Origin of the sequence: uncultured Methanobrevibacter sp. (assembly GCF_902764455.1) — an archaeon.
GTDB lineage: Archaea > Methanobacteriota > Methanobacteria > Methanobacteriales > Methanobacteriaceae > Methanocatella.
The window spans coordinates 1-2,929 of sequence record NZ_CACWVY010000073.1; the positions used below are offsets into that span (position 1 = coordinate 1).

General features: G+C 25.6%; 2 protein-coding genes. One reads left to right on the plus strand and one right to left on the minus strand.

The features are described from left to right. Positions 1-221 precede the first annotated feature (221 nt). The gene (locus QZU75_RS12540; RefSeq protein WP_296884162.1) at positions 222-1,001 is read left to right on the plus strand and encodes a GNAT family N-acetyltransferase; all 780 of its coding nucleotides are present in this window, start codon (positions 222-224) and stop codon (positions 999-1,001) included. Between the two features lie 102 nt (positions 1,002-1,103). Here the strand turns inward: QZU75_RS12540 and QZU75_RS12545 are convergent, their stop codons facing one another. After that, positions 1,104-2,807, minus strand: a complete 1,704-nt coding sequence (locus QZU75_RS12545; protein ID WP_296884164.1) for a phosphorylcholine transferase LicD — start codon at positions 2,805-2,807, stop codon at positions 1,104-1,106. Positions 2,808-2,929: the final 122 nt, after the last annotated feature.

A 2,929-nucleotide genomic window follows, 5' to 3' on the forward strand; every position in this document is an offset into this window, starting at 1 on the left:
CCACACGAGGTGTTTTAAAACGAATCTATCGCAGAGATCTAATTTGGAATGACAACCGAAAAAAGGATTTACAAAATCAACAAAGTTTTTGAAAGAGTCATATTAAAAACCTAAAACATTTATTTAATAAATTTCATACTAATACTATATTGATTATGAAGAGAAATATCTCAAGATAATCTTATATTTTAAATTTTAAAAAATATATGTGGAGAAATATAATGTTCAAAATACTTGAAAAAAAGGATAAACATTTAATTAAAGAATATATTGGAACAGATTATGATAAATGTTTATATTTGTATTTAGATTTTATAAAATATGGATTGAACAACAATTCAATAAAAATTTGGACAGACCTGACCAATAATGAAATCAAATGTGTTATATTGAAATATTATTCTGGAATGCATATTTTCTCCAAAAATAAAGATTGTAATTATGAAGAAATTAAAAAGATTATTACGAAAGAAAATCCCTCTATAATCTGTGCCGAAAAGTTTTTAATTGAAAACCTTGCCAATATTCTAAAAGAAAGTAAATATTCAGCAGAATATGGATGGGTTAGAGTATTTTCAAAACATTATCAATGCGAAAATTCATGTGTAGAATTAGCAAATGAAAGTAATTTTGAAGAAATTGCCAATTTAATTATGAATGACCCTATGGGAGAATTCTACAAGCTAGATGAATTAATAGCTCAGATTAAAGAGCGACATGATGATAAATTCGGCAGAAATTACATAATAAAACATAGAGGCAAAATAATTTCAAATGCTTCTACAACCGCTGAAATAGACAATCTTGCAGTTTTATCCAATGTTATTACCGTTCCAGAATATCGGGGAGAAGGTCTTGCCACAATAGTTTGTAGTAAGTTATGCAACGATTTAATAGATGAGGGAAAAAAGGTATATTTAATTAATTATACTGAAGAATCAACTGGATTATATGATAAATTAGGATTTAAAATATCTTGCGAGATTGGAAAACTATCTTAACAGTGATAAAGTCATTATTTGAACTATTAAAAATCCATAAACCATGAAAATTATAAACCGCAAAATAATTAAAAAGATGAAAAAAGAATGAAATTTCCAATTTTATTTATGGTAACTTTCATTAACTTTTTTCATTTTAATTATATTATTTTTAAAAATATCTAATCCATCCTCACGTTTCCTCAAGTGATCATATCTACCTTGATGATGATATGGAAGTCTAGGAATATTTAAATAATCCCCATAAGTTTCAGATAAAAATTTATTAGGATTATTTGGTATAAGATACTCTTCATTCTCAAATCGAGCTTTTTTTAAGGGAAAAATATCTTCTGTTTCAAAAATTATATTTTCCAATCCTGGAATAGTGCCTCTTCCTCCTTCGATTCCTGAAATAATATATTTTTTATTACCATAACTTAAATTAAATTTATCATAATATTCTCCCAAAGCTTCACCTATAGGAACTCCATTTCGATTATTATTTACTACAGAATTACGGACACTCCTATAAGTATATAGATTACAATTAGAAATATCATCAATAAAATCATATGGAAAAATATCCATACCCCCAATAATAGTATCTGGCACTTCTTTGCAATAATATAATAATTGTAAAATTGGGTAAGGTTTATAGAAATTTACATTTAGAGATATTCTTAAAACATCAGTCAATCCATGATTATCAATCTCATCTTTAATGTTATCTAAAAATATATCATAATCTTCTCTCATCATCCCAATATCCGCATCGTCATCCCATGGAATAAAACCTCCATGCCTGATAGCGCCAAGTAATAAACCAAAATCCAACCAATATTCCAAATCATATTTATTGCAGATATTTGCAACAAAATTTAGTAATTCCTGATTTAGAATATGATTACATTTCAATAGGCCTTTAGCTTCATAATTATGATAAATAAATTGTGTATTAAACAACTCATAATGAGCATTGATAATATTATCAGTATTAAATTTATATTCCTCAAAGTCCTTTTGTAAACAGTATAGTTCATTGCTCAAATGAGTGATTAGGAGTTTCATATCTACATTATCACCATTATCTTCATGTTGAGTAAGTAACTTTTCATCATTTCTTTGTTGAATAATGAGTTTTGCATATATTATGAATTGAAATACATTTAAAAATTCTTTATTTAACTCTGAAGAACCACCAATATCTTTAAAAAAGTTTTTTAATTGAGGATAATAATCCACCATAGTTTTTGATTCGATTTTTATATCAATTATTTCATCATCTTGACAAAATTTTGAATACTGAAATATTTCATCATGCCAAACCAATTGAGGTACATAATTAACTTTATTTCTATTAACAAAAATTTTTTCAAAATTAACATATAATGGTATTCTTTGATTATCCAAATTTTTAAAATCCACACCCCTAAATTGAAGACTAAAATTACCATCTCGTTCACATTGTACATTAAGCTTAACCGTTTCATTAGGGTATTCCAATTGACAACCCCTTCCATAGTCATCATCGAACCAATCCGGAAACCAAAAATTCAAACCAGGATTATATTTTATAATATTAATTGAATTGTTTTCATCACCCACATTCTTTAAATCAAATCTTGAAAAATTCAATAAGTACAAATATTTATTTAAATAGTTCATTGTTTCTTCAAAAGATATCTCCTGATTATTATATTTTAAAAAAATATGATTCATTTGAGTTTCAAATGCATTTAACATTTTTAATTTTACATTATCTTGAGCATTAATAATATCTCCTCCCCAAATTAAATAAATAATAATAATTTTAGATGACTTCATATATCTAATTTACTACTAACCAATCAATGCCGTCAATTTAAGAATTTCATTATAATACTTTAAATCAGTATTATGAAAATATTAAATTGTATTTTAGTGTACTATCCTTTAAGAATTTATCA

Bases quoted from the DNA above. Each gene is read 5' to 3' on its own strand.
- QZU75_RS12540 (WP_296884162.1), top strand. From the start codon at position 222: ATGTTCAAAATACTTGAAAAAAAGGATAAACATTTAATTAAAGAATAT.
- QZU75_RS12545 (WP_296884164.1), bottom strand. From the start codon at position 2,807: ATGAAGTCATCTAAAATTATTATTATTTATTTAATTTGGGGAGGAGAT.